Raw genomic sequence first — 21702 nt, forward strand, 5'->3', positions numbered from 1 at the left:
CTTTTTAATTATAATTTAGTTATATTTCCATCTTGTTTGAGAAAATGAATCATTGTTTCCTTTAATTCTTCGAAGTCTCCCTGAAATGTAGCAATTTCAATTGTTTTTTTTCAGTCCATCACTTAGTGAGAGATGGGACTGATAGCCATTCATTGCTAGAAACATATGTAAGGCAAGAACGGCAGTTCGTTTATTGGCATTGTAAAAAGGGTGTTTCTTAATCAAGTTTATCCAGATGATAGCCCCCTTGCTGTAAATATCTGGATAGAGTGTTTTTCCAAAAATCTCTTGTTTAGGCTGTTCAATAATCATCTGCAAGCTATTAGGATCAGCTATTCCAACGGGTTCTTTGGGAGAATATTTCCCAATAACCATAACATTGATTTTGATAATATCTTCAGCAGTTAGATACCTCATCTATCCACCAATTCTTTCAAGAGTTCATCGTATTGGTTCATTGCTTTTTCTAGTTCTCTGTCGAAATCAAATTTTGGCTTGGCTTTACGGATGATGACATTATTTCCTGAAGTGACAAATTCAATTTCTTCGCCAATTTCTGCTCCAAGTGTTTCTTTAATTTTATTTGGAATTGTGATGACAGTGCTGTTTCCTGTTTTTCTTAAAATAACATTCATGATTCCACCTCGTTTTTTGTATATACATTATAAAATGAATATACAAAAAAGTAAAGTAAATACATGGTTCTTTCAATTACATTATCACTTTCGAATGATATAAATGTTAAGTATGTTAGTGTTTTACTTGACACTTAGACTAACCTTTGGTATCTCTAAACATAGAAAAAGAGGTTGGGACATAAAATATCTCAACCTTCTATTTTTAATGGCATTAACATTAACAGATTGACGCAGTGGTTGATTGGAAGTCCTAACTGGACACTTTTTCATTTTCAAGTGTCCACCTAAAATAGTCCACTGGACTATTTTGCTACCACGCAATCGTTAGCGGCCATCCTATACGAATGTGATGAACTTCGTTCATCTTATTTCCAACCTCCAAAGGTCTCCCAGACCTTTGGGGCTGTGCGGATGTGGGAGTGAAACTGTCCAGTGGACAGTTTCAGCCTAAGCTAAGAAACCAGAGAGTGAGATCTAGGCTTGCCAAGAAGGAATGGAACTCTGTAGGAGGTCGCTTCCGCCCCACACCACATTAGGAGAAGTGTTAACAAAAATACTAAATAAAAACTAATTGACTTTAAAAAGTAATTTTTGATTTTTGTTAAGGATAAAAATATTCCTAAATATTAAGATAACTGATTGGCGCAACAGGCAGTATGATAGCTGTTTAATGGCTTAATCAAAATGATACTAGGTCTCTAGACCGATTTTTAGCACTCTTGTAAAAAGAGTGCTAATTTTGTTGACAAGGGCATAAAAAAGAGTATAATAGAATCATGAGTTAGCACTCAGATATAAAGAGTGCTAAGATGAAAGAAGGTGACGTCTCTCATGATAACTGAACGTCAGAATGACATTTTGAATTTGATTGTTCAGATGTTTACACAGACGCGTGAGCCGGTTGGCTCAAAAGCCTTACAGGATTTGATTGCTTCGAGTTCTGCCACGATTCGAAACGACATGGCAAAGCTTGAGAAATTAGGTTTCTTGGAGAAAGCTCATACGTCAAGTGGGCGTCTGCCTAGTCGAGCTGGCTTTCAATATTTTGTGACGCATTCGCTGAATCTAGATAGCATTGATGAGCAGGATGTCTATGAGGTGATAAAGGCTTTTGATTTTGAAGCGTTTAAACTGGATGACATTCTCGGTGCGGCGAGCAACCTATTGTCGGAAATGACAGGTTATACAGCGATTGTTCAGGATGTTGAGCCGACTCGTCAGAGGCTAACAGGCTTTGACATCGTTCAATTGTCGAGCCACGATGCGCTGGCGGTACTAACCCTTGATGAGTCTAAACCTGTGACGGTGCAGTTTGCGATTCCTAAAAATTTCTTGACCAGTGATTTAGTCACTCTTAAAGCGTTGATCGATGAGCGTTTTTTGGGAAAAGCGGTGCTAGACATCCATTATAAGCTGAGGACGGAAATTCCTCAGGTGGTTCAAAAGTATTTTAAAACCATCGATAATGTCTTACCACTTTTTGATTACATTTTTAGTCATCTCTTTAAGGAAACGGTTTTTGTTGCTGGAAAAATAGCTGCGCTAACGTATGCTAATCTAGCCATCTATCAGTTCCTAGATAATGAACAAAGGGTCGCACTAGAATTACGCTCTGCCATTTCCCAAGAGCAAATGACCAAAGTGCAAGTCGCAGAGAGCAAGGAGCCTGCGCTATCGGAGTTGACGGTGATTAGCCATCAATTTCTTATTCCTTACCGGGGGATGGCGCTGATGAGCTTGATTGGTCCTGTCGAGATGGATTATCGTAGGATAGTGAGTCTCATCAATATTATCAGCCGCGTGATGGTTGCTAAGTTGACCGATTACTATCGCTATCTCAATAGTAACCACTATGAAGTGCATTAGAGATGAAAGCATTTATTAAGAAGTTAAGGAGGCACCTTGTGTCAGAAGAAGTAAAAAACGAAGAACTTCAGGAAGAAGCTGTCGAAACCGCTGAGGAAGTGGTGGAAGAGACAACAGAAGTTCCTGAAAAATCAGAATTAGAATTGGCTAATGAGCGTGCTGAGGATTTTGAAAATAAATACCTCCGTGCGCATGCCGAAATGCAAAACATTCAGCGCCGAGCTAATGAAGAGCGTCAACAATTGCAACGCTATCGCTCACAAGACTTGGCTAAAAAAATCTTGCCAAGTTTGGATAATTTAGAGCGTGCCCTAGCTGTTGAAGGTCTGACAGACGATGTCAAAAAAGGCCTTGAAATGACGCGTGATAGCCTTATCCAAGCGCTGAAAGAAGAAGGGGTTGAAGAAGTTGCTTTAGAAACCTTTGACCACAATCTTCACATGGCTGTTCAAACCCTGCCAGCAGATGACGAACACCCAGCGGACACTATCGCTGAAGTCTTCCAAAAAGGCTACAAACTTCACGAACGCCTACTGAGACCAGCTATGGTGGTGGTGTACAACTAGTCACTAATGATGGCCATTAAAATGGCTCATCATTAGACGGCAACCGTTATGGCGGATTGCCTAGACTCCTTACTAGCTCGATAACAAAATGATATCGATTTTGTTATCTCACGTCGCAACTATCCAATAGTAACGGCATCGAAATAAAATAATCTCGTCCGAAATGACGGTAAACTATGACAATAAGAAATAAAATTGCTATCTCGGACGCGTCAGCAATGAAGCGAACGAAGTGAGCAAAGTACGATATTTTCCGCTCGTGGTGAGAGTAACAGTTGCGTCAGTAACCGTTATGAGGAAATTCTTGAGACCATAGGCTCAAGAATTAAGGATGGAACTCCGTAGGAGGTCGCTCCTGTCCCCACAACTTAAGGAAAATATTAAAAGAAAACATTAACATAAAAGAGGAAAATGAAAGGAATTGAACCCGAACGGAAAGCTCGGAATTTAGATAAATCGCCTTGTGTGCAAGCAGACTGCGTTGATTTCCTAAAATTCTAATCGCTTTCTCGGCGTTCTTGGTATCTTATATTATGTCTAAAATTATTGGTATTGACTTAGGTACAACAAACTCAGCAGTAGCAGTTCTTGAAGGAACTGAATCAAAAATCATCGCAAACCCAGAAGGTAACCGTACAACACCTTCAGTAGTGTCATTCAAAAACGGTGAAATCATTGTTGGTGATGCGGCTAAACGTCAAGCGGTAACAAACCCAGATACCGTTATCTCAATCAAATCAAAAATGGGAACTTCTGAAAAAGTTTCTGCTAACGGTAAAGAATACACTCCACAAGAAATTTCAGCAATGATTCTTCAATACCTTAAAGGTTACGCAGAAGATTACCTTGGTGAAAAAGTAACAAAAGCAGTTATCACTGTTCCAGCTTACTTTAACGATGCGCAACGTCAAGCAACGAAAGACGCTGGTAAAATTGCAGGTCTTGAAGTAGAGCGTATTGTCAACGAACCAACTGCAGCAGCTCTTGCTTACGGTATGGACAAAACGGACAAAGATGAAAAAATCTTGGTATTCGACCTTGGTGGTGGTACATTCGACGTTTCAATCCTTGAATTAGGTGATGGTGTCTTCGATGTATTGGCTACTGCTGGTGATAATAAACTTGGTGGTGACGACTTTGACCAAAAAATCATTGATTTCTTGGTAGAAGAATTCAAGAAAGAAAACGGTATTGACTTGTCAGCTGACAAGATGGCGCTTCAACGTTTGAAAGATGCTGCTGAAAAAGCGAAAAAAGACCTTTCAGGTGTGACTCAAACACAAATCAGCTTGCCATTCATCACTGCTGGCGCTGCTGGTCCTCTTCACTTAGAAATGAGCTTGTCTCGTGCGAAATTTGATGATTTGACTCGTGATCTTGTTGAGCGTACAAAAGTTCCAGTTCGTCAAGCTTTGTCAGATGCAGGTTTGAGCTTGTCAGAAATCGACGAAGTTATCCTTGTTGGTGGTTCAACTCGTATTCCAGCCGTTGTAGAAGCTGTTAAAGCTGAAACTGGTAAAGAACCAAACAAATCAGTTAATCCTGATGAAGTTGTTGCTATGGGTGCTGCTATCCAAGGTGGTGTAATCACTGGTGATGTTAAAGACGTTGTCCTTCTTGACGTAACACCATTGTCGCTTGGTATCGAAACAATGGGTGGTGTCTTTACAAAACTTATTGACCGTAACACAACTATCCCAACATCTAAATCACAAGTCTTCTCAACTGCAGCAGACAACCAACCAGCCGTTGATATCCACGTTCTTCAAGGTGAGCGCCCAATGGCAGCAGACAACAAGACGCTTGGACGTTTCCAATTGACAGACATTCCTGCGGCTCCTCGTGGTATTCCACAAATTGAAGTGACATTTGACATCGACAAAAACGGTATCGTATCTGTTAAAGCAAAAGATCTTGGAACACAAAAAGAACAACATATTGTGATTAAATCAAATGATGGTCTTTCTGAGGAAGAAATCGAACGCATGATGAAAGATGCAGAAGCTAACGCTGAAGCAGATGCAAAACGTAAAGAAGAAGTTGACCTTCGTAATGAAGTTGACCAAGCTATCTTTGCAACTGAGAAAACGATCAAAGAAACAGAAGGCAAAGGCTTCGACGCAGAACGTGATGCCGCTCAAGCAGCTCTTGACGAATTGAAAGCAGCGCAAGAAGCAAACAACCTTGACGACATGAAAGCGAAACTTGAAGCGCTTAATGAAAAAGCACAAGCTCTTGCAGTGAAAATGTACGAACAAGCTGCCGCAGCACAACAAGCAGCGGGTGGTGCAGAAGGTGCACAATCAACTGACAACGCAGGTGACGATGTCGTTGATGGAGAGTTTACTGAAAAATAAGATGTGAGAGCGTAAAAAGAACGACAGAAAAATAGGAGATTGACAACGGGTGCTTGCACCCTAGGAAATCTATCTTTTTTCCGAAGTTCTTAGCTCGAACTCAGTTTAGCTGGCTTTACCCACTTGGTGAAAACTAGAAACGAGTGAGAGAATATTCTTTCGACGTAACACAAAAACAATCACAGAGGTTGAATCCCAGCCTCTGTTTTTGGGTAAAAGCGATAATGTTAAAGCGGTCGAAGACCGTCTAATCGGATAAATCCGTCGTAGCGAAAGCGTCAAATCATCTCTACCCTAAAAATTCAAGAGGCTGGGATAGTTTTGCCAAAAAGGAATGGAATTCCGAAGAAGGTCGCTTACGCCCCACGCGACTTAAGGTCTTGTCCAAAAATGAAACCTTTATAGAAAGGAAATGAACCCGGGCTACGGACTGTGCAAAAAAGATAGATTTTTCTAGGATGCAGCATCCGTTGTCAAATCTCCTATTTTTGCAGTGTCCGCTTAACGCCCTTGGTATCTTAATTATGAACAATACGGAATATTACGATCGTCTTGGCGTTTCTAAAAACGCTTCGCAAGACGAAATTAAAAAAGCTTATCGTAAGATGTCTAAAAAGTACCATCCAGATATTAACAAGGAGGCTGGTGCTGAGCAGAAATATAAGGATGTTCAAGAAGCTTACGAGACATTAGGTGATGAACAAAAACGTGCGGCTTACGACCAATATGGTCCTGCGGGGGCCAATAGTGGCTTCGGCGGCGGTGGTTTTGAAGGCTTTGGAGGTGCTGGTGGTTTCGGTGGCTTTGAAGATATCTTCTCATCATTTTTCGGAGGAGGCGGAGGGATGCGTAATCCTAATGCCCCTCGTCAAGGTGATGACCGTCACTACCGTGTTGACTTGACGTTTGAAGAAGCCATCTTTGGAACGGAAAAAGAAGTCAGCTACCAACGTGAGTCAGAGTGTAACACCTGTGGTGGTAATGGCTGCAAACCAGGTACAAGTCCTGTAACTTGTGGTCGTTGTCATGGTCAAGGGGTTATCAATGTGGATACGCAAACGCAACTTGGTATGATGCGTCGTCAAGTGACTTGTGACGTCTGTCATGGTCGTGGAAAAGAAATCAAAGATCCGTGTCAAACTTGTCGTGGAACAGGTCACGAAAAACGTGCTCATAAAGTCTCTGTTAAAATTCCAGCAGGTGTTGAAACAAGCCAACAAATTCGTTTAACAGGACAAGGAGAAGCTGGTTTCAACGGCGGTCCTTACGGAGACCTCTATGTCATTATAAACGTCAAACCAAGCGACAAATTTAAACGTGACGGCACAACGATTTACTACAGTCTTGATTTGAACTTTGTTCAAGCAGCGCTAGGAGATACTGTGGAAGTGCCTACCGTTCATGGCGATGTGGAAATGACCATCCCAGCGGGAACGCAAACTGGAAAAACCTTCCGATTGAAAGGTAAGGGAGCACCAAGATTGCGTGGTGGCGCTCAAGGAGACCAACATGTGACAGTCAACGTTGTGACACCAACAAAACTCAATGACGCTCAAAAAGAAGCTCTTAAAGCCTTTGCGGCAGCAAGTGGCATGAAAACAGTTCAGCCAAAGAAAAAAGGTTTCTTTGACAAGGTAAAAGACGCTTGGGAAGAAATATAGATATATTTATGCAGAGGATTGTTCCTCTGTTTTTTAATTTTATACTAGAAAATTTGTGGTGGAAAACGTCGGTATTATATTTCTGAAATTGCTATTTTTGTATGTTTTTCAAACAACATTAGAATTTATACAGGTGTCTGTATAGTATTTTGTCAGAAGTGATTGAAATATTTGATAAAATATGTGAGAATATTTACAAAGCAGTTTTAGGACAATATAGGGAGAGGTATTATGGCAGTTTCAAAAATATTAAAATCTATTGAAATTTTTCGTGAAGAGAATAATATTGAGTTGGCAACTAAGAATTTTTTAGAGAGAGTCTATAAAGATACAGGAATCACAAATGAACAGATTAATGTTCTTGTTGATGATGAAGCTTTAGAAAATTTTGTAGATCTAAAAGTGATAAAAGATGATATTTTAAAGAGTAAACAAGTTAAGGAAAATTTAGCAACAGAATTTTCATCAGAAAAAATTGATTTTGAAGAGTATAAGATAGCTTTTATGAAATCTTACTATCTTAAAATTTCCAAGTTTTTTAATGAGTTAATTTTAGTTGTTTTAAGTTTGATAATTCCGACAATTGTTCAATTGTATTTCATTGATAAAGTTTCTGTGCTTAGTGCAGTTTGGTTGACAATTCCTATTACCATCTTTAGTTTAATTAGAGAAAGTAATATCATGGACTTTTTGGCTTTGAAAAATAGCTATAAAGGGATTGTAATCAAGGACTACTTTAAAAATGTATTTAGAGGAAATTCTAAAAATAAACTTTTTAATATTTTATTATTACCTTTTTATTTGATAAAATGGCTTCTTTCATTTTTGCATTCTTTCATTTTTGCATTCTTTCATTTTTCAGTACAAGTTTCAATTATTGTTCTATGTGGCACTAATTGTTCTTTTGACAGTGGGCTATCAACAGGTTACTGAAATTTTTGGATTTAATAGAAATAAAGAGAGTAAAGTGGTATCAACATCTTTATCAGCTACTAAATTAGAAAGCAAACAAATTAAGAAGAAAGAAAAAACTTTAGTTGTAAAACCTTTATTAGATGAAGAAGTTGTTGAAAATGAAGTCAATCAAGTTGTTTACTTTCCGGGAGAAGGACAAGATACAGTAACAGAACAGGCAAAGGAAAAAGAATATTCTTATATTGCGCCTAATACAGGTATATATTATTTTGAACTTTTAGATATAAAGCAGGGAAGTTATTTAGATGTTGATTTACTAGATGAGTCAGGTAAACAAATTGCACAACTTGACATGCAGGGAAAAGGAGTAGAGTTAGAAGCTGGAAAAACGTATAAAATAAAAGTTGCTCGAAGTGGATCTGATTTATCATATCGTTTGAAAGTAACTGTTGCTAAGAAAATATTAGATATATCAAAAGGTACGACTGTGAAAGACTCTATTGTTTTTCCTGGGCAAGCAAATATTTATTCTTATACTGTTGCAAGAAATGGGAGTTATCACTTCGAATTATCAGATGTTGTTGCAGGTTCAAGTTTTGAGGTTTATGTCCTAGATGGTTTAGGTAATAAATTAGATAGAGTAGGGTATGAAGGTTTCACTTTTGAACTAAAAGAGCATGAAACGTATACATTAGGAGTGCGTCATTATTCAAGTTATGAGTTGAGTAACTATACCTTAAATATTGGAGTTCAAAAACCTATCGAGAAAGTAGATGATTATACTAAAGTTAAAGACAGTATTGAATTTATAGATCAAGTGAATCACTATACCTTTAAAGCGCCAGAAAAAGGAATTTATGGATTTGGAATTACTGATAAAATGGCAGACACTGACATATCTGTAGTCATTTCAAATAAACTAAAAGAAGAGTTAGGAAAAATATCTTCTTATCAATCCTCTACAACGGTTGCTTTGGAAAAAGATGAAGAATATGTGATTTCAGTGCATCAAGAAAAAGGTTTGACTAATTATATCCTTAAAATAGGTTATGCCAAACCTGAACGCGATATTTTGCAAGAAACAACGTTAACAGATGAAATGAGTTTTTCAAAAGAGGTACACAACTATAGATTCATTCCATCCGCTACGAGCAGTTATTCCATTTCTTTGACAAATGATGTTGCTGATATTGCTGTACTTGATGAGTATGATAATCCAATTAGTGGGAACTATAGAAACGAATTTGAACTCAATAAAGGGAAAAAATATACAATCCAACTGATTCAAAATGGAGATTTAGGAAAATATGAAATTAACATTAACAAAATGAAGGAATAGATGAGAGTTATCTCAAGGGTGTGACAAAAGGAATAAAAATTCGTTGAGGACATTTTTGGTCTCGCCATATCATATAAAGTTAAATTAAAGGGTAGAACAATAAATCTGAAAGATATGATAGTAAAAGGTTATATCGCTATAACCCATCAGCAAGAAGAAATTCTTGCTGATTTTTTCATTTCATGATAGGCTACAAGAAAGGAGAATAAGCGATGACATGGAAAGATGCGACAGAACAAGCAAGTGCGATTAAGTCTGGAAAAATATCTGCAAAGGAATTAGTTCTTGAAACAATTGAGAAAATTGAAAAACTCAATCCAGAGTTGAATGCCGTCGTTTCAACACAATTTGATGAGGCTTTGGAAAAAGCGACTGCGCTGACAGATACCAAAGTGCCATTTGCAGGTGTACCAATATTACTTAAGGATTTAGGGCAAAATCAAGTAGGACAATTATCAACATCAGGTTCAAGGTTATTTGCCCACTACCGTGCTAGTCATGATGATTACTATACTAAGAAAATTCAAGAACTAGGTTTTATTGTCCTAGGTCGTACTAATACCCCTGAATTTGGCTTTAAAAACATTTCAGATAGTCAGCTTCATGGTTCGGTTAACCTTCCTAAGGATTATACGCGTAATGCTGGTGGCTCGTCTGGTGGTGCGGCAGCAGCTATTGCTTCTGGGATGGTTCAAATAGCTGGAGCTTCTGACGGGGGTGGTTCTATCCGTATCCCAGCAAGCTTTAATGGTTTGATTGGATTGAAGCCTACACGTGGGCGTCTGCCTGTGGGACCTTCCTCCTACCGAGGCTGGCAAGGAGCCTCTAGCCACTTTGCCCTCACCAAGTCTGTCCGTGATACCAGAGCCCTTCTTTATGGCATGCAGACTTGCCAGCTAGAGAGTCCTTTTCCTCTCCCTATGCTTTCTCAGGCATCTCTTTTTGGAAAAATAGCAGAGCCCTTGACGATTGCTTACTGTTTGGAATCACCAATTGGGACATCAGTTTCTAAGGAAGCTCAACAAGCGGTACTAGAAGCAGTAGATACTCTTAAACAACTGGGACACAAAGTTGTTCAGCTAGATAGTCTTCCTGTAGATGGTATTGAAGTCATGAAATCTTATTACCTCATGAACGGTGTGGAAACCGCACAAATGTTTGATGAGATTGAACAATCTTTTAAAAGACCAATGACCATTGATGACATGGAATTGATGACTTGGGCGATTTACCAAAGTGGGCAAACCATTCCAGCCAAACGTTATTCAAAAGTCTTACAGGATTGGGATAGGTATAGTGCCGTCATGTCTGATTTTCATCAAACATATGATCTTTTATTAACCCCAACGGTAGCAGACGTGGCGCCAAAACATGGACAATTTACGCTTTCCAAAACTTTGCAAGAAAACCTCAGACAAATGGATACTTTTTCAATGCTTGACCAGCAAGATTTGATTTGGCAAATGTTTGAACACAGCTTAGCTTGGACACCTTTTACCCAGTTGCAGAATCTGACGGGGCAACCAGCTATTTCCCTGCCAACATTTGAGAGAGAAGATGGCTTACCAATAGGTGTGCAATTAGCAGCAGCCAAGGGGCGTGAAGACCTACTCTTAACCCTTGCCGCACAGCTTGAAGAAAATCATTTTCTGAAAATGTAAACGCCTCATTTTCAGGTTAAAATAGTTGTCTTGTCAAAGTGATTGTGATAAAATTAGGGAGTTGGTCGCCAAAGACCAGCTAAGAATAGGAGAATCATAAATGTTTAAAAAGTTGTTGACCTCAGCAGCCTTGCTTTCTGCCCTTGTATTGACGGCGTGCTCATCTAATGGTGAAAAAGCTGAACAAACACAATGGGATAAAATCAAAGAAGCTGGTGTCCTTAAAGTTGCAACTCCAGGGACGCTTTTCCCAACATCATATCATGACGACAGTGAAAAACTTGTTGGTTATGAAATTGACATGATGAATGAAATTGGTAAACGTCTCGATCTTGAGATTGAATACCAAGAAATCGGTGTTGCGGAAGCTTTGACATCAGTAGACTCAGGAAAAGTTGATGTGTCGGTCAACAACCTTACCCCAACAGCAGAGCGTCGTGAAAAATACAACCTTTCAGAGGCTTACAAATACTCTGTGAGCGGGATGATTGTCCGTGAAGATGGCTCATCAAACATCACAGCAGAAGACCTTTCAGACTGGAAAGGGAAAAAAGCTGGTGGTGGCGCTGGAACGACCTTTATGAAAATTGCTGAAAAACAAGGCGCAGAACCAGTGATTTACGATAACGTGACCAATGACGTGTACCTTCGTGATGTGTCTACAGGTCGTACAGACTTTATTCCAAACGACTACTACACACAAGTCATCGCAGTAAAAGTGATTACGGAAAAATTCCCAGATATCAAAGTTAAAATGGGAAATGTTAAGTATAATCCTAACGAATCTGTAATCGTCATGAGCAAAAAAGATGACAGTCTAAAAAAAGAACTTGATAAGGTCATCACAGAAATGAAAGAAGACGGCACGCTTAAGAAAATCTCTGAAACGCATTATGCTGGTCAAGATTTGACAAAACCTGCCGAAGATGCCGACAAATTACCAGTAGTCAATATTGACTAAGGTTTTCTACATTTGACTTGTTTGTAATAACCACTAAAGAGGTCAGGGAGTGTCCCAACCTCTTTCTTACTCTTAAAAATGAAAGGTGTAGTTATGTCTATCAATTGGCAGGCGATTTTCGACCCCAAATTAGCCCTAGAAGCGATTCCTGATATTCTTCAAGGATTGCCTTATACGCTAGCGTTGTCTTTGATTGGATTTGGGTTGGGGATTTTCTGTGGCTTTTTCGTTGCTCTGATAAGGATGTCAAAAGTCTTGCCTCTGCGTTATCTAGCAATTTGGCATGTATCCTTGATGCGCGGAGTTCCCCTCATGGTGCTGCTTTTCTTTATCTATTTTGGTCTGCCATTTATGGGAATTCAATTAGATGCCATCGTCGCCTCTATCATTGCTTTTACAGCCATGTCTAGTGCCTATATTTCAGAGATTATCCGCTCAGCCCTAGCAGCGGTTGATGTAGGCCAATGGGAAGCTGCGCGCTCGCTAGGTTTGCCGACGTCAGTCATTTATCGTAAGATAATTATTCCACAAGCCTTTCGCATTGCTCTGCCACCGCTTAGCAATGTCTTTCTGGACATGATTAAATCAACCTCGCTCACAGCCATGATTACAGTCCCTGAGATTTTTAACAAGGCAAAAATTGTCGGCGGTGCCAAATCAGATTATATGACTGTCTACATTTGTGTTGCCTTTATCTACTGGCTCATCGCCACCTTCTATGCCTTGGGACAAGGTATCTGGGAAAAGAAACTCCATACTTACTGATTGCCAAGATGAGCTTTCTGAGATGAATTGACTTTGTACACATTTTGTCTAGAAGGTGAAAATGTTTCCTATTACAAACAAAAACAGCTTTTCGTCAGTTGAAAAGCTGTTTTAGCATTTTTTTACGCTGTTTAGCGACTAGAACTTCTAGAGATTAGTAAAGCTCCTTTAGGATAAATTCCTTCGAATACTTTGTAGTGTTGTTCTTCGGTTAGAATATAGCTCAATTCAGGGTCTTTATTCAAATTGTCATTGATTGTCTTATAAAAAGTAGCTTCATCTAGTTTTGAGCCAGAATGATTAGAAAGGTCGTAATCTCTATAAGTTTCATATTCAATTTCAAATACAGCCATAATACCGTTGTGAACTTCCGCTAAATCTTTACCATTGTTAAAATATCTAAAGCTACGTTCTTGCAGGGTTTGATAGAGTTGTTCCTTGGCTTGAGTAACTGGATTAGTTTGCTGTGAACTTTGGATAGCAATAGCTTTTGCTTCTGTAATGGTCAAAGCTCCTGCCAATGTTAAGCCTGTTAAGGCAGTTCCTAGTAATGTGATTGCCTTTTTAGTGAAATGATTTTGTTTTGCACTCATGTCAGTGCCCTCCTTAAATAACATTATGATAATGTTACTATAACGAATGGAGGTCATTGTGTAAATACTGTTCTAGCAACTTTTGTGAAATCTTTGGCTTATCTTTATCTTATGTTTATGTTGTTAATAATATATTAAGAAACTTCGTTTATGTTTTGAGAATATCGTGTTAATCAAGTTCTGTTTAGATGAAAACAAGGCTGAGCCTAGGAGCATTTTTGTAGACGAATATGAGCTGCCTATATAAGCAGGAAGTAAATTTAGTGAGAGGTTTATTGTGGATAATGTCATCACGATTTTGAGTGTCTAGATGAATTGATTTTGGAAATATAAGACAATAGGATTGGTTACAAAACCTCTTCCAAAGTAGCTACCAAATGAACAAATTCCTCTGTGGTCATATTAGCGTATTGAATGACGAAGTGATTTTGAGGAACCGTAGCTTTGTTGTGGGCAAAGTCGCTCAAGGGGCTTAAGAGAATACCCTTCTGACGGCAGTTTTTGACTAAATCTTTTTCGTTTAAATCTGTTTTGACAACCAAAACAAAATGCAACCCTGAATGGTCCTCTGTAATGGTAATCTTGTCTTTGAGAGGGCTTTTTTTGATGGTCTGATGACAAGACTCAAGTTTTTTCTGATAGCGCAACCGCATGCGACTCAGGTGTCTTTCAAAATATCCCTGTGAGATAAATCGTGCTAAGGTGTACTGTTCCAAATTGGAGACGGTCGGTGAATAAAATCCCAGTTTATCGTGGAAGGTTGCTAATAACTTTGGTGGCAAAATCATGTAGGCAATGCGGAGCGTGGTCAACAGACTTCGACTAAAAGTATTCATGTAGATAACCTTGTCGGATTGGTCAATTTCTTTGAGGCTGGGAATGGGGCGGTGCTTGAAACGAAATTCACTATCGTAATCATCTTCGATAATGTAACGATTGTCAGCTTGGCTAGCCCACCCCAATAATTGATAGCGTTTATTCACAGGTAACACCTGACCTGTGGGAAACTGGTGCGAGGGAGAAATATGTAAAATATCTGCTCTGCTTTGTTCCAAATCCTTAAGATTAATGCCATCGGCGGAAATTGGTAGGTAGGTAAGAGGAATCTGGTGGGAAAGGTAAACCTTAGCGATACGGCTGTATGATGGGTCTTCAATGGCGATGTGTTGCTTGGGACCAAAGAGCTGACTGATCAGGGAGTAGAGGTATTCGGTGCCTGCTCCGATAATAATCTGCTCAGGAGAGACAAGCATACCACGGAAGTCATAGAGGTGCTGGGCAATGGCTTCTTTCAAGTCTTGAACACCACCGCTGGGTGCGGGTTCCAGTAACTTATGGGAATCTTGATTAAGCACCTGCTTGAGTAATTTACTCCAGACGCTAAAGGGAAAATCTTGCTGGTGCTGATAGGGTTTGGCCGGAACAAGTAAGGAGTTATCCACAACTGGACTGGTAGTTTTGTGGAAAACTGGTCTGATTGGGGAGTCAGTTGATATTAGGACATGCTGAATATCAGAGACAAAGAAACCGCTATTTGGTTTACTGTAAAGGTACCCCTCGGCAATCAATTGCTGGTAGGCAGTGTCCACAGTTGTGACGGACAAGCCTAGATGTTTAGCCAATTTGCGCTTGGATGGTAATTTTTCATGTCCCCGGAGTTTAGCGGTGGTAATATCGTTTTTGAGGGCGAGATAAAGCTGTTGATAAAGTGGTTCAGATTGATGTGGGTTGAGGTTGTAGGTCAGCATAGAAACTCCTTTTTGACATCTTAAAAAAAGACTAAAATGATTATTTATATCATACCAGTTTTTGTTAGAATAAGTCTATTAATTTTTATTAAAACTGTTCAGTAATGCTATTTCTGTGGATAATGAGTCTCTCTCTATGGGGCTTGTCTTATTTGCACAGGGCTTGTTTTCTTGCTATAATGCTAGTCATGGTAAGATATAAAGCGATTATTTCATATGACGGTAGAGATTTTTCAGGTTTTCAGCGTCAGCCTCATGCGCGGAGCGTTCAAGAGGAAATTGAAAAGACCCTTTTGAAGCTTAATAGTGGTGTTCCTGTCACGATTCACGGTGCAGGTCGAACAGATGCAGGTGTTCACGCCTATGGACAGGTCATTCATTTTGACCTCCCTCAATTGCGCGATGTGGAAAAACTGCGCTTTGGTTTGGATACGCAGTGTCCAGACGATATTGATATTGTTGAGATTTCAATTGTTCCAGATGATTTCCATGCTCGCTACAATAAGCACAGTAAGACCTATGAATTTTTAGTGGACACCGGTCGTCCTAAAAATCCTATGATGCGCAACTACGCTACCCATTATCCCTATCCAGTGGATTTGGCTCTCATGCAAGAAGCCATCAAGGACCTAGTAGGAACGCATGATTTCACAGGTTTTACCGCTTCAGGAACCAGTGTTCAAAATAAGGTACGCACCATCACTCAGGCGACGGTTGTTGTCGATGACAAAACAGGGTTTCTAGTCTTTACCTTTTCTGGTAATGGTTTTCTCTATAAGCAAGTACGAAATATGGTAGGTACTCTGCTGAAAATCGGAAATGGGCGCATGGCAACAAGTCAGATTCGAACAGTTTTAGAATCCAAAGACCGCAACTTAGCTGGTCCAACAGCAGCAGGAAACGGTCTGTATCTAAAGGAGATCACTTATGAAGAGTAAGTATATTTTGGCAATTTCAGGAAATGATATTTTTAGTGGTGGCGGTCTTCACGCTGATTTGACCACCTACACCGTTAATGGACTACATGGCTTTGTTGCCGTGACATGTCTGACTGCTATAACTGAGAATGGTTTTGAAGTTTTTGGTACAGACTCGAATATCTTTGCACATCAATTGGCTTCCCTCAAGGATGTCCCTTTTGCAGGGATTAAATTAGGCCTTCTTCCAAATGTGGAAATAGCAGAGCAGGCATTGGATTTTGTAAAGGCTCATGCAGATATTCCAGTAGTTTTAGATCCTGTCTTGGTCTGCAAGGAAAGTCACGATGTTGAGGTCTCAGCTTTGCGTGACGAACTTCTCAAATTTTTCCCTTATGTGACCATTATCACACCAAATCTGGTAGAAGCTGAGCTATTGACCCAAAGCAGTATCAAAACCTTGGACGATATGAAAGTTGCCGCTAAAACCCTGTACGAACTTGGCGCTAAAAATGTCGTGATTAAAGGTGGTAGCCGTCTGGATGATACGGTTGCAACGGACGTTTTCTATGATGGAACAGAGTTGGTTGTCCTTGAAAGTCCAGTGATTGCTAGAAACAATATCGGTGCAGGTTGTACCTTTGCTTCCTCTATTGCCAGCTATTTAGTTGCTGATAAGACAGCTCAGGAAGCTGTTCGTGATGCTAAAGCATTTGTGCATGCGGCGATTCAAAAATCTGACGATTATGGAGTGATTCAGTATGAGACAAACTAAAACAAAACAACTCACGCTGTTAGCGATTTTAACAGCTCTGACCGTCGTTCTTGGACTTTTTGTCAAGATACCTACAGTTAAGGGAGTAACCACTTTATTAGATGCAGGCATTTTCTTCGCAGCTTTTCATCTGGGTAAAAAGGAAGGCGCCATTGTCGGAGGGCTATCAGGCTTTCTTTTTGACTTGATTGCAGGATATCCACAATGGATGTTTATTAGTTTGGTTGCCCATGGAGGTCAAGGCTATTTAGCAGGTTTTACTGGGAAAAAACGTTACCTTGGGATTCTCTCATCTGTGATAGTTATGGTAGCAACCTATTTTGTAGCTTCTAGTGTGATGTATGATGTCACCGCCGCTACGGCAGATATTATTACTAATATCTTACAAAATGTGGTTGGTATTCTCGTTGGCTTGACTTTGGTAAAAGCAGTAGAGCAGGTGAAATGAAAATAGTAGCACGATATGTTCGGATCTACCGTTAGAAGAATAGCGGTAGGTTTTTATGTTTCGTGATATAATATTAAAAAGGGAGAGAACGATGGATTTAAAGCAATTAGCAGAAGAAACAAGACAGATTATTACAGACATTCTTAACCGCTCAGCTATTAAAAAAGGACAAATTTTTGTCCTGGGTTTGTCATCTAGCGAGGTGGCAGGTGGTGTGATTGGAAAAAATTCTAGCCGAGAAGTCGGGCAAGTTATTGTGAAAACGATTCTAGACGCTTGTACGGAACGTGGTATTCATCTAGCCGTTCAAGGATGTGAACACTTGAATCGTGCTCTTGTGGTTGAACGTGAAGTCGCAGAGCAATACAATCTTGAAATTGTTAATGTCCTACCTAGCCTACATGCGGGTGGCTCTGGGCAGTTGGCAGCCTTTGATTATATGACCAATCCAGTTGAGGTAGAAGAGCTTGTTGCTCACGCAGGAATTGACATTGGAGATACGTCAATTGGTATGCATGTCAAACGTGTTCAAGTGCCGTTAAGACCGATTCAGCGTGAATTAGGAGGTGCCCATGTGACAGCTCTTGCTAGTCGTCCGAAACTTATTGGCGGTGCGCGTGCTCTCTATCAAGAAGACGAGATTAGGAAAAATTAAAGTCATTTGAACTAGATTTAATATATCGTCACTTTTGACTTGCCGTACTTTTTTAGGAAAGCCCTGTTTTCCCCAGTTACAGAGCCTCAAAGACCCCATTGGAGCCTTTGGAATGTCTGCGTCACAGCTCTTTGTTTTATACTCCTCCAAAATCAAAATTAGCATTTAGAACCTCTAATATAGTGTTTTAGCTTTTTTTGATTTTTGTTAAGTATTAAAGTTAATTCATTCGACTATAAAACACAGAAAAAGGCTCAGAATGTTTCGTCCTTAAAACGAGACTTCTAAGCCTTTTTAGTCTATTATTTTGGTGAGGTGCTAAAGGTATTTGCTGTAGGTAAGGCAATATTCTCTTTCACCAATCCTTCTTGATACAGTCTGAAAAATTGAGAGTAGATACGATTTTGTTGACCATTTTGAACAAAAATATCCACACGATAGATGAATTGCCCATTTGGGAGTGTTCGTGGTCCAATGAGTGTTGGTACACCGACAATTTCAGGATAATTTTCCAATTGTTCATCATTAATAGCTTGAATAATCTGCCCAATTTTTTCTAAATTGCTATGGGCAAAAATCGGAATATCAATTTGTACCCGCATATCACCTCGCGATTTATTGCTGACGATGGTGATGTTACGATTTGGAATGAAATGAAGCGTACCGTCAAATCCTCTGATTTGCGTTGTCCGAATACCGACACTGGAAATATTCCCAATGATGCTACCAATTTCAACCGTTTCACCTACATCGAATTGATTTTCCAAGAGAATGAAGAAACCATTAAGAACATCCGATAAGAAGCCTTGTGCCCCAAGTCCAATAGCCACCCCGGCAATTCCAGCTCCTGCTAGCAGGCTTGAAACAGGCACCCCGATAATCGTCAACATCCAATAAATCAAAATGAAGTAGAGGGTGTAATTAAGAGCGCTGTGCATCAATTTGATTAAGGTTTTCTGACGAGCAGGTTTAGTCTGAGAAAAGGTTAAGGATTTTTCGATGGTATGTTTAAAAGCAAAATGGCAGAGCTTTTTAGTTAGCGTAAAAAGGATGAGTAAGAGAAGAAGTGAGACGAGCTTTGTTCCTAGCTCCTCCAAGTGCCAAGAAATAAGATAGTTTTCGATAATTTTCATACGTCTAGTTTACCAAAAAGTAACGTAAAAAACTTTAAAAAACTCATAAAATATGGTAAACTAAGCTGTATAACATTTTTTAAGGAGAATGACTAATGTCAGTATCATTTGAAAACACAGCAACTAACCGCGGTGTCATCACATTTACAATTAGCCAAGAGCAAATCAAACCAGCTCTTGATAAAGCATTTAACCGTATTAAAAAAGATTTGAACGTTCCAGGTTTCCGTAAAGGTCAAGTGCCACGTCCAATTTTTAACCAAAAATTTGGTGAAGAAGCGCTTTACGAAGATGCATTGAACAGCATCCTTCCATCAGCTTATGAAGCAGCTGTTACTGAACTTGGACTTGATGTTGTTGCACAACCAAAAATTGATGTGACATCAATGGAAAAAGGTCAAGACTGGACAATCACAGCAGAAGTTGTGACTAAACCTGAAGTTAAACTTGGTGACTACAAAAACCTTGCTGTTGAAGTAGAACTTTCTAAAGAAGTTACTGATGAAGAAGTTGATGCTAAAATTGAGCGTGAGCGTAACAACTTGGCTGAATTGGCTGTTAAAGACGGCGCGGCTGAAAATGGCGACACTGTTGTTATCGATTTCGTAGGTTCAGTTGACGGCGTTGAATTTGATGGCGGAAAAGGTGAAAACCACTCACTTGAACTTGGTTCAGGTCAATTTATCCCAGGCTTTGAAGAGCAACTTGTAGGCGCTAAAGCTGGTGAAACTGTAGAAGTTAAAGTAACATTCCCAGAAGAATACCACGCAGAAGATCTTGCAGGTAAAGCAGCACTCTTTGTAACAACAGTTAACGAAGTTAAAGCTAAAGAAGTTCCAGCTCTTGACGACGAACTTGCAAAAGACATCGACGAAGAAGTTGAAACACTTGATGAGTTGAAAGCTAAATACCGCAAAGAACTTGAAGCAGCTAAAGAAATTGCATTTGATGACGCTGTAGAAGGCGCAGCTATTGAGCTTGCTGTAGCAAATGCTGAAATCGTTGAATTACCAGAAGAAATGGTACACGACGAAGTTCACCGCGCTATGAACGAATTCATGGGCAACATGCAACGTCAAGGTATCTCACCAGAAATGTACTTCCAAATCACAGGTACAACTCAAGATGACCTTCACAAACAATACGAAGCAGATGCTGATAAACGTGTGAAAACAAACCTTGTTATCGAAGCAATCGCTAAAGCAGAAGGTTTCGAAGTATCAGATGAAGACATCGAAAAAGAAATTAACGACCTTGCAGCTGAGTACAACATGGAAGTTGAACAAGTTCGTAGCCTTCTTTCAGCTGACATGCTTCGCCATGATATCACAATGAAAAAAGCTGTTGAAACAATCACATCAACTGCAACAGTTAAATAAGAATCTTAGAAACGTTGAGCTAATCTAGACACGTTTCATGATAACGAAAAAATCTTCCAATTGTGGAAGATTTTTTCTATACCTTTTTTACTAAAGTGAGGTGCTGTAAAAAAGAAATATCCTTATAGGGGGTTAAATCAGCAACAGCTAATTCAGCTTTAAGCAAGTTGTCTAACCATCCCTCTTCTGATTTGACGGAGTTGGGTTGTAGGGCGTAGAAGGTGCGTAGTCCACGGTAGTTTTGCAGAGTGAGAGAGGTATATTCTTTTAAATCCTCAAAATCATAGGTTGTTCCATTCGCAAAAGAGAGACTCTCGTAGCTTTTCCCGTCCAATAAGTCTAAAGCGAGATTGATGTCGTTGCTAAAAACCACAGCCTGCATGACTTTACCGACTTGATTATGCTTAATCAGAGATAATTGTCCGCCTGGAACCAGCAAACGCTCAAATTCACTGAAATAGCTTGGTCGCTCATCTTCTGGGATATATTCCATGACATTGTGACAGATGATGGCATCAAATTGTGCGTTTGGTAGTTGTTTCAAAGCATCCAATGAGCCATGGATTTTAGTAAAGCTTTTCCCAGCATCAGCAAATAACATATCGGCATTAGGTTCGATAGCCGTGATGGTATTTTCTTGGGACAAATGCTGAGCAGTCAAGCCGAAACCAGCTCCAAAATCAAGTATTCTTTTTCCTTTGATACTTTCCAACTGAGCAAAAATCAATTCATACATGATTTTCCCCCACGGCTGTGTTAACATCTCTTTATAAGTTTCTAAATTAACAGACATCTGATCCTCCTTTTTGTCATTATATCACATTTTTAATTTCTCTTACGAATAGTAAGGTAAGGAGGTACAAAACATGTACAATAAAGTGATTATGATTGGGCGTTTAACGTCCAATCCTGAAATGGTTAAGACTGCCACAGATAAAGCTGTTTCTCGAGTAACTATTGCGGTTAATCGCCGTTATAAGTCTAGTTCTGGTGAACGTGAAGCAGACTTTGTCCAAGTTGTTTTCTGGGGACGCCTAGCAGAAACACTTGCAAGTTATGCGTCAAAAGGTAGCCTCGTTTCCATAGATGGTGAGTTGCGGACTCGTCAGTATGAAAAAGCAGGGCAGAAACACTATGTGACTGAAGTGTTAGGTCATGGATTCCAGTTGCTAGAAAGCCGTGCCCAACGTGCCATGCGAGAAAGTAATGTAGCGGATGAATTGGCTGATTTGGTCTTAGAAGAAGAGGAATTGCCATTTTAAGAATAAGAAAAATCTAGGATAGATTTCCTAGATTTTTTCTATTTAGTCACCGAATGACTTTTC

At 39.5% G+C, this 21702-nt stretch carries 20 protein-coding genes and 1 pseudogene; 15 read left to right on the forward strand and 6 right to left on the reverse strand.

Going from position 1 to position 21702, the window contains the following annotated elements:
• Positions 1-8: 8 nt before the first annotated feature.
• Together AB6M99_RS00810 and AB6M99_RS00815 are read right to left on the reverse strand one after the other, a co-directional pair.
• A pseudogene (locus AB6M99_RS00810) lies at positions 9-417 on the reverse strand (type II toxin-antitoxin system death-on-curing family toxin).
• On the reverse strand, positions 414-635 hold the full coding sequence (locus AB6M99_RS00815) for an AbrB/MazE/SpoVT family DNA-binding domain-containing protein (RefSeq protein ID WP_121835823.1): 222 nt from the start codon (positions 633-635) through the stop codon (positions 414-416). The pseudogene AB6M99_RS00810 and the gene AB6M99_RS00815 overlap by 4 nt, the downstream one beginning before the upstream one ends.
• 834 nt (positions 636-1469) lie before the next feature.
• On the opposite strand from AB6M99_RS00815, the gene hrcA reads away from it, so the two are divergent.
• From hrcA to AB6M99_RS00860, 9 genes are all read left to right on the forward strand, one after another.
• Positions 1470-2504, forward strand: coding sequence for a heat-inducible transcriptional repressor HrcA (gene hrcA / locus AB6M99_RS00820; protein WP_121835822.1), 1035 nt, complete (start codon positions 1470-1472; stop codon positions 2502-2504).
• Between the two features lie 2 nt (positions 2505-2506).
• Positions 2507-3070 (forward strand): nucleotide exchange factor GrpE, encoded by a 564-nt coding sequence (gene grpE, locus AB6M99_RS00825; protein ID WP_121835821.1) that lies wholly within the window; start codon positions 2507-2509, stop codon positions 3068-3070.
• Between the two features lie 533 nt (positions 3071-3603).
• The gene (gene dnaK / locus AB6M99_RS00830) at positions 3604-5427 is read left to right on the forward strand and encodes a molecular chaperone DnaK (protein ID WP_121835820.1); all 1824 of its coding nucleotides are present in this window, start codon (positions 3604-3606) and stop codon (positions 5425-5427) included.
• Positions 5428-5951: 524 nt separating this feature from the next.
• Positions 5952-7088, forward strand: coding sequence for a molecular chaperone DnaJ (gene dnaJ / locus AB6M99_RS00835; protein ID WP_369350942.1), 1137 nt, complete (start codon positions 5952-5954; stop codon positions 7086-7088).
• 231 nt (positions 7089-7319) lie between these two features.
• The gene (locus AB6M99_RS00840; protein ID WP_369350944.1) at positions 7320-8021 is read left to right on the forward strand and encodes a hypothetical protein; all 702 of its coding nucleotides are present in this window, start codon (positions 7320-7322) and stop codon (positions 8019-8021) included.
• Between the two features lie 34 nt (positions 8022-8055).
• The gene (locus AB6M99_RS00845; protein WP_369350946.1) at positions 8056-9342 is read left to right on the forward strand and encodes a hypothetical protein; all 1287 of its coding nucleotides are present in this window, start codon (positions 8056-8058) and stop codon (positions 9340-9342) included.
• Positions 9343-9554: 212 nt separating this feature from the next.
• Positions 9555-11003: an amidase gene (locus tag AB6M99_RS00850; RefSeq protein WP_121835817.1), complete on the forward strand. Its 1449-nt coding sequence runs from the start codon at positions 9555-9557 to the stop codon at positions 11001-11003.
• Between the two features lie 100 nt (positions 11004-11103).
• The gene (locus AB6M99_RS00855; protein ID WP_121835816.1) at positions 11104-11964 is read left to right on the forward strand and encodes a transporter substrate-binding domain-containing protein; all 861 of its coding nucleotides are present in this window, start codon (positions 11104-11106) and stop codon (positions 11962-11964) included.
• Between the two features lie 93 nt (positions 11965-12057).
• Positions 12058-12729: an amino acid ABC transporter permease gene (locus tag AB6M99_RS00860; protein ID WP_121835815.1), complete on the forward strand. Its 672-nt coding sequence runs from the start codon at positions 12058-12060 to the stop codon at positions 12727-12729.
• 131 nt (positions 12730-12860) lie between these two features.
• Here the strand turns inward: AB6M99_RS00860 and AB6M99_RS00865 are convergent, their stop codons facing one another.
• Positions 12861-13322: a hypothetical protein gene (locus AB6M99_RS00865; protein ID WP_121835814.1), complete on the reverse strand. Its 462-nt coding sequence runs from the start codon at positions 13320-13322 to the stop codon at positions 12861-12863.
• A 347-nt stretch (positions 13323-13669) separates the two neighbouring features.
• Complete coding sequence (locus tag AB6M99_RS00870) at positions 13670-15070, reverse strand: PLP-dependent aminotransferase family protein (protein WP_369350949.1); 1401 nt, start codon at positions 15068-15070, stop codon at positions 13670-13672.
• Positions 15071-15258: 188 nt separating this feature from the next.
• Between AB6M99_RS00870 and truA the strand changes: the two genes are divergently transcribed.
• The 4 genes from truA to AB6M99_RS00890 all read left to right on the forward strand — a co-directional run bounded on the left by truA (position 15259) and on the right by AB6M99_RS00890 (position 17865).
• The gene (gene truA, locus AB6M99_RS00875) at positions 15259-16008 is read left to right on the forward strand and encodes a tRNA pseudouridine(38-40) synthase TruA (protein ID WP_121835854.1); all 750 of its coding nucleotides are present in this window, start codon (positions 15259-15261) and stop codon (positions 16006-16008) included.
• Complete coding sequence (locus AB6M99_RS00880) at positions 15998-16762, forward strand: bifunctional hydroxymethylpyrimidine kinase/phosphomethylpyrimidine kinase (RefSeq protein WP_121835812.1); 765 nt, start codon at positions 15998-16000, stop codon at positions 16760-16762. The genes truA and AB6M99_RS00880 overlap by 11 nt, the downstream gene beginning before the upstream one ends.
• Positions 16749-17210: an ECF transporter S component gene (locus AB6M99_RS00885; protein WP_121835811.1), complete on the forward strand. Its 462-nt coding sequence runs from the start codon at positions 16749-16751 to the stop codon at positions 17208-17210. Before AB6M99_RS00880 ends, AB6M99_RS00885 begins: the two co-directional genes overlap by 14 nt.
• A gap of 91 nt (positions 17211-17301) precedes the next feature.
• Positions 17302-17865: a TIGR01440 family protein gene (locus tag AB6M99_RS00890; protein ID WP_121835810.1), complete on the forward strand. Its 564-nt coding sequence runs from the start codon at positions 17302-17304 to the stop codon at positions 17863-17865.
• 302 nt (positions 17866-18167) lie between these two features.
• Here the strand turns inward: AB6M99_RS00890 and AB6M99_RS00895 are convergent, their stop codons facing one another.
• Positions 18168-18998 (reverse strand): mechanosensitive ion channel family protein, encoded by an 831-nt coding sequence (locus tag AB6M99_RS00895; protein WP_121835809.1) that lies wholly within the window; start codon positions 18996-18998, stop codon positions 18168-18170.
• A gap of 95 nt (positions 18999-19093) precedes the next feature.
• On the opposite strand from AB6M99_RS00895, the gene tig reads away from it, so the two are divergent.
• Entirely contained in the window at positions 19094-20377 is a 1284-nt protein-coding gene (gene tig, locus AB6M99_RS00900; RefSeq protein WP_121835808.1) for a trigger factor, read from the forward strand.
• A 76-nt stretch (positions 20378-20453) separates the two neighbouring features.
• Here the strand turns inward: tig and AB6M99_RS00905 are convergent, their stop codons facing one another.
• Positions 20454-21170: a class I SAM-dependent methyltransferase gene (locus AB6M99_RS00905; protein WP_369350952.1), complete on the reverse strand. Its 717-nt coding sequence runs from the start codon at positions 21168-21170 to the stop codon at positions 20454-20456.
• 73 nt (positions 21171-21243) lie between these two features.
• On the opposite strand from AB6M99_RS00905, the gene AB6M99_RS00910 reads away from it, so the two are divergent.
• A complete protein-coding gene (locus AB6M99_RS00910; protein ID WP_369350953.1) occupies positions 21244-21639 on the forward strand; it encodes a single-stranded DNA-binding protein in 396 nt (131 codons plus the stop codon).
• Positions 21640-21702: the final 63 nt, after the last annotated feature.

The organism is Streptococcus hillyeri (assembly GCF_041081565.1).
Classification (GTDB): domain Bacteria; phylum Bacillota; class Bacilli; order Lactobacillales; family Streptococcaceae; genus Streptococcus; species Streptococcus hillyeri.

Bases quoted from the DNA above. Each gene is read 5' to 3' on its own strand.
- AB6M99_RS00815 (WP_121835823.1), bottom strand. From the start codon at position 635: ATGAATGTTATTTTAAGAAAAACAGGAAACAGCACTGTCATCACAATT.
- hrcA (WP_121835822.1), top strand. From the start codon at position 1,470: ATGATAACTGAACGTCAGAATGACATTTTGAATTTGATTGTTCAGATG.
- grpE (WP_121835821.1), top strand. From the start codon at position 2,507: ATGAAAGCATTTATTAAGAAGTTAAGGAGGCACCTTGTGTCAGAAGAA.
- dnaK (WP_121835820.1), top strand. From the start codon at position 3,604: ATGTCTAAAATTATTGGTATTGACTTAGGTACAACAAACTCAGCAGTA.
- dnaJ (WP_369350942.1), top strand. From the start codon at position 5,952: ATGAACAATACGGAATATTACGATCGTCTTGGCGTTTCTAAAAACGCT.
- AB6M99_RS00840 (WP_369350944.1), top strand. From the start codon at position 7,320: ATGGCAGTTTCAAAAATATTAAAATCTATTGAAATTTTTCGTGAAGAG.
- AB6M99_RS00850 (WP_121835817.1), top strand. From the start codon at position 9,555: ATGACATGGAAAGATGCGACAGAACAAGCAAGTGCGATTAAGTCTGGA.
- AB6M99_RS00855 (WP_121835816.1), top strand. From the start codon at position 11,104: ATGTTTAAAAAGTTGTTGACCTCAGCAGCCTTGCTTTCTGCCCTTGTA.
- AB6M99_RS00860 (WP_121835815.1), top strand. From the start codon at position 12,058: ATGTCTATCAATTGGCAGGCGATTTTCGACCCCAAATTAGCCCTAGAA.
- AB6M99_RS00865 (WP_121835814.1), bottom strand. From the start codon at position 13,322: ATGAGTGCAAAACAAAATCATTTCACTAAAAAGGCAATCACATTACTA.
- AB6M99_RS00870 (WP_369350949.1), bottom strand. From the start codon at position 15,070: ATGCTGACCTACAACCTCAACCCACATCAATCTGAACCACTTTATCAA.
- truA (WP_121835854.1), top strand. From the start codon at position 15,259: ATGGTAAGATATAAAGCGATTATTTCATATGACGGTAGAGATTTTTCA.
- AB6M99_RS00880 (WP_121835812.1), top strand. From the start codon at position 15,998: ATGAAGAGTAAGTATATTTTGGCAATTTCAGGAAATGATATTTTTAGT.
- AB6M99_RS00885 (WP_121835811.1), top strand. From the start codon at position 16,749: ATGAGACAAACTAAAACAAAACAACTCACGCTGTTAGCGATTTTAACA.
- AB6M99_RS00890 (WP_121835810.1), top strand. From the start codon at position 17,302: ATGGATTTAAAGCAATTAGCAGAAGAAACAAGACAGATTATTACAGAC.
- AB6M99_RS00895 (WP_121835809.1), bottom strand. From the start codon at position 18,998: ATGAAAATTATCGAAAACTATCTTATTTCTTGGCACTTGGAGGAGCTA.
- tig (WP_121835808.1), top strand. From the start codon at position 19,094: ATGTCAGTATCATTTGAAAACACAGCAACTAACCGCGGTGTCATCACA.
- AB6M99_RS00905 (WP_369350952.1), bottom strand. From the start codon at position 21,170: ATGTCTGTTAATTTAGAAACTTATAAAGAGATGTTAACACAGCCGTGG.
- AB6M99_RS00910 (WP_369350953.1), top strand. From the start codon at position 21,244: ATGTACAATAAAGTGATTATGATTGGGCGTTTAACGTCCAATCCTGAA.